At 47.5% G+C, this 4621-nt stretch carries 4 protein-coding genes and 1 pseudogene; 3 read left to right on the top strand and 2 right to left on the bottom strand.

From position 1 onward, the window contains the following. On the bottom strand, positions 1–537 hold a 537-nt coding region (locus tag AC4MRN_RS19655; protein ID WP_491204266.1), incomplete at its 3' end, for an aminotransferase class I/II-fold pyridoxal phosphate-dependent enzyme. Between the two features lie 142 nt (positions 538–679). Here AC4MRN_RS19655 and AC4MRN_RS19650 point away from each other — a divergent pair. Together AC4MRN_RS19650 and AC4MRN_RS19645 are read left to right on the top strand one after the other, a co-directional pair. Continuing rightward, on the top strand, positions 680–1114 hold the full coding sequence (locus AC4MRN_RS19650; protein WP_073325287.1) for an Lrp/AsnC family transcriptional regulator: 435 nt from the start codon (positions 680–682) through the stop codon (positions 1112–1114). A gap of 188 nt (positions 1115–1302) precedes the next feature. Beyond that, positions 1303–2256 (top strand): hypothetical protein, encoded by a 954-nt coding sequence (locus tag AC4MRN_RS19645; RefSeq protein WP_491204265.1) that lies wholly within the window; start codon positions 1303–1305, stop codon positions 2254–2256. 18 nt (positions 2257–2274) lie between these two features. On the opposite strand, the gene AC4MRN_RS19640 is transcribed toward AC4MRN_RS19645, so the two are convergent. After that, positions 2275–3672: a PhoH family protein gene (locus AC4MRN_RS19640; RefSeq protein ID WP_491204264.1), complete on the bottom strand. Its 1398-nt coding sequence runs from the start codon at positions 3670–3672 to the stop codon at positions 2275–2277. 306 nt (positions 3673–3978) lie between these two features. Here AC4MRN_RS19640 and AC4MRN_RS19635 point away from each other — a divergent pair. Then, positions 3979–4621, top strand: a pseudogene (locus tag AC4MRN_RS19635) (RNA polymerase-associated protein RapA); the annotation flags it as partial.

Below are 4621 nucleotides of genomic sequence, written 5' to 3'. Positions count from 1 at the left end.
GTTGTCTCGAGCAAATTGCACCAGTTTTTTCATTTCACTCAGTGGCAATGTGGACCCAGTAGGATTGTTTGGGTGACATAGGGTGATCATTTTTGTACGGTCGGTCACCAGCGACTGTAATTTGCTTATATCTGGCACCCATCCTTTCGATTCATCCAAAGATGTTTCGATTACTTTTACCCCTGTTGCTTCTGCCCAACCGGCGATTTGCATGTAGTTTGGGACAACGACGATGAGTTCATCGTCTTTTTCCAACAAACTCATCACCATTAAAAAGTTTGCCTCAGCCGATCCGTTAGTGACAATAACGTTGTCAGGCCCTTTACCTAGGTACAAGTTAGCAATGGTTTGTCTTAATTCGACACTTCCGTTCGTCCAGCCATAGCCTAATTCAATGTCCAACAACGCTCGTTGCTGTTCTTCATTCAAAAGATCACTTAAATTATAGGGGTGCACGCCACTATCAGATAGATTAAGCTCTACCAGGTTTTCGTACAAAGACTGAATTCTCTCGAGGCTAAACTCTTTAATTTTCATTTATTTATATCTCTTCAATTTGTGGTCACCGATAAATCATTATAAGTAACCTCAACGTACTGAAGACATAGATAAACGTAGGAAAAGCCGATTGAAAACTTAACAAATCACGGTATTTAGAAACGAAAGATAGGAAAGTTAAGTGGATAAAAAGAATACCAGAATCGTGAATGCGCTGTTGAAAAATGCGCGTATTTCCATTTCAGATTTGGCAAAAGAGGCTTGTTTGTCTGCACCAGCCACGGCGGAGCGACTACGAAAGTTGGAAGAGCAAGGGGTTATCACAGGTTACAAAGCGATTGTTGACCTTCGCACTATGGGGCATGCCGTTTCGGCAGTCATCAGGGTGAAGCCTTTCGCAGGAAAAGAGCCCAAAGTAATTAAATATATTCAGGCTTCTGAGTCTATTTTGAAAGCATACAACGTTACTGGAGAATATGCATTTGTGTTGGAGGTCTCGCTTGCATCAACAACAGTACTCGACACCATGCTGGAAGAAATGAGCCAGTTTTGTATTACTGATACCTCCGTGATCTTATCCGATGTGACCGGCGATGATTTTCGTATAAGTAGCTGAGAGCGACAGTAAGACTTTTTATATAGTCTCATTGCTGTATTGAGTAAGCTGTAAGCGCACTACAAATATTCCGTTACCACACGGTATACAGCGAGAAACGACACACATATTTACGTCACAAGCGGATCAAGTTTGCGTTTTGCCACTATACTTTGGCTATTCAACTACTAGGAATGCGCGCTTCCCCTATGCTGGTTCGTTTTATTCAACTAGCAGTGTTGAGTCTGGTTATCTTGTGTAGCCAGTCTTACGCTGAGCAGACGCACTATCAACGCAAAAGTACGGGCAGTGGTGCCAGCTACGAATACCGCTGGCTAGATCACGACGGTAAAGCGCGTAAAATCAGCTTCACGTTACCGGCTGACACTTTGCAGTCGCTGCCGCAACAACAACTAAATTATCAGCCGGGTTTAGCCATGCGGGAGGTGGAAATTGCCTTAATGAAAGCGGCGCAGCAAATAGACCCGCGCGTGGCCCGCTTTTCGCTGACGAAACGGCACGACACGCTGTCGTTTTCCCTGTCAGGCAAAGATGAAGAGCAGCTCGAAGCGCTTACGGCTTCACTCAAAGAGACCCAAAAAGAAACCATGGACTCGTATTTAACAGAGCGTTATTACCAGCACTACACCACACCTCTGCAACAGAAAGCTGTGAAGCCCAATCACGTGAGATACATTCAGGAAAGTGTCTTACCTATGGTGCCTGCCGCTCAATCGCTTTATGACATTGTAGATGAGCAGTCGAATGCGCGTTCTTACCTCAACCTGTTGCTGAGCTGGGCCCAGGCGATACCCTATGACACACTGGAAAACCGAGTGTCGAGCAATGGTTCAGGCTTCTCACCACCACTGGCAATACTCAACCAAAACAAGGGGGATTGCGACAGCAAAGCCGTATTAGCCGCTGCTTTAATTCGCGCGTTTTTGCCGAATAACCCAATGAAACTGGTCTTGCTGCACAACCATGCACTGCTTGCTATAAGCATGACGCCACTGGCAACAGACGAAACAATTAACGCCGAGGGACTGCCCTTCATTTTGCTCGACCCGACCGGCCCGGGGCAATTGAAATTGGGAGAGGTTAGCAAATCGACCAGACAAGGCCTTGCCTCCAGGAATTACACTCTGGAGACAATTCCTTAAACTGACTTAGCGTTACTGCTACAGGTGATTTTCCGCAAAGTCAGCCAGACGTGAACGCACCACACCATCAAGGTTAATGGTTGAACTGCCTGAGAAGTCTTTGAATTTCTCTACCAGGTAAGTCAGACCCGATGTCACCGGGCTAAGGTAGTTACTGTCTATCTGCGCCAGGTTACCACTGCAAATCAGTTTAGTCCCTTCGCCACAACGGGTGATGATGGTCTTCAACTGAGATGCGGTCAGGTTTTGCGATTCATCCAGAATAACAATCGCATTCTGAATACTGCGCCCGCGCATAAAGTTAATCGACTTGAACTGAATATTGGCTTTTTCCATGATGTAGTTCATGGAGCCTTTGGTGTTCTCATCGTGTTTGTGCAGCACTTCCAACGAGTCGGTAATAGCAGCCAGCCATGGCGCCATTTTCTCTTCTTCGGTGCCTGGCAGAAAGCCGATGGACTCAGCAATCTCCGGTGTATTCCGGGTCACGATGATTTTATCGTACATGTTGCGTTCAACCACCATTTCCAGCGCCGCTGCCAATGCAAGGAGCGTTTTACCACTTCCTGCGGGGCCGGTCAGGATGACTAAATCAATGTGCGGGTCTAACAGCGAATGCAGCGCCATCGCCTGACCAATGTTTTTAGGATTAATTCCCCAGGCATGACGCGACATCAAACGCTCGTAGCCGAGATCCAGAATATCCAGGTGGTCACTGGTCATGGACTCTACCAACCCGGCAAAATGGTTGGTTTCGTCTAACAGAAATTCGTTTACGTAAGCTTCAGGCAATAGTGAGCGAGGTACGGTGTGTATGGTATCGCGCCCTTCAGTGCGGCTATCTACCGATTTGACCTGAGTCCAAAAATCTCCCTCAAATTGGTGGTAACCTTTCGTGAGATATTTGATGTCGGTTATCAACTGGTCAGTACGGTAGTCTTCAACATGCGCCAGCCCGGCCCCTTTAGCCTTCAGACGCATATTCAAATCTTTGGTTACCAGTACCACCTGATTCGGTGCGAAGGTTTTCTGCAAGTGCAGTGCAACATTAATGATGCGATTGTCGTTTTCGTCACTGGTAAAAATTTGCTGCGCTTCGACCATGTTGAGATCAGCAAAAATAGACAGTGTTCCCGTCGGTCGGTTTTCGCCAGCGCCGAGACCTTCAAGGGGTACGCCGGCAATCATTTCTTCCGGGGTCGCTTCGCTCAGTAAATCCTCCATAGCGCGAATACATACCCTGGCATCGCGAGCCACATCTTTTTTGCTGTCTTTAATGTAATCCAGTTCTTCCAGAACGGTCATGGGGACAACAACGTCATTTTCTTTAAAAGAGAGGAAAGCGAGGGGTTCGTGTAGCAGAATGTTGGTATCTAGGACGTAGATTCTTGTATCTGTATTTGATTTTCTTGGCATCCGTCACTCCAATGAACATAACCAAGCTCGTCTGTACAACGACGCGCTAACAGGGTCAGTGTGAGCGGAGAACCAAGTGCCGATTTTGACCGTTATACTCCGCATCACATCGACCTACAATTCCACCATAATCCAGTTTGCTAACTTATTCACTTATTTTCGCGCAAAAAATGTAAAAATTATCTTCAGGTACTATCAAAACGTCGACCGAGTACGCGTAATTCCGCAAGATTGCTATATTGAACAAGACAGGTCGCAGATGGATAAGTACAATACGCCCCCCGTTATCACGGAGTAGTAATTGAGATGAGTTCCGACACACAATACGCCATTGGTCAGCGCTGGCTAAGTAACACTGAAACCGACTTGGGCCTGGGCGCCATTATTCGGGTAGACTTTCGTTCAATCGAAGTTTTATACCCCGCCACGGGCGAGAGCCGCATTTACACCAAAGACAATGCCCCGCTCACGCGCCTGGTTTTTACACCTGGCGAAACCGTGAAATCTCAGGAAGGCTGGAGCATGTGTGTCGACACCGTCAGTGAACAACAGGGTGTACTGATTTACCAGGGGCTGCGCGAAGACACCAAGCAGTCAGTCACGCTGGCTGAGCCCAATCTCGATCACCACATTCGTCTGAATCAACCTGAGAAGCGGTTGTTTAACTATCAGTTCGACCACCCTAATTGGTTCGACGTCCGTGAGGCATCGCTAAGCAGCCAGCATCAGCACGCGCAATCAGACACTATCGGTATGGTGGGTGCCCGTATCGAACTCATTCCCCATCAGTTACACATCGCCTCTGAAGTGGGCCGTCGTCACGCGCCCCGCGTACTGCTGGCCGATGAAGTGGGCTTGGGTAAAACCATCGAAGCTGCGCTAATTATCCACCAACAAATTCAAACCGGTCGAGCTGGCCGCGTTCTGATTATTGTGCCAGACACGCTCA

Source organism: Marisediminitalea sp., from assembly GCF_984433645.1.
Note: the sequence above shows the minus strand (reverse complement) of the source record. Positions and strands in the feature narration are given on the sequence as shown.

Coding starts and splice junctions, on each gene's coding strand:
- AC4MRN_RS19640 (WP_491204264.1), bottom strand. CDS start 3,672: ATGCCAAGAAAATCAAATACAGATACAAGAATCTACGTCCTAGATACC.
- AC4MRN_RS19645 (WP_491204265.1), top strand. CDS start 1,303: ATGCTGGTTCGTTTTATTCAACTAGCAGTGTTGAGTCTGGTTATCTTG.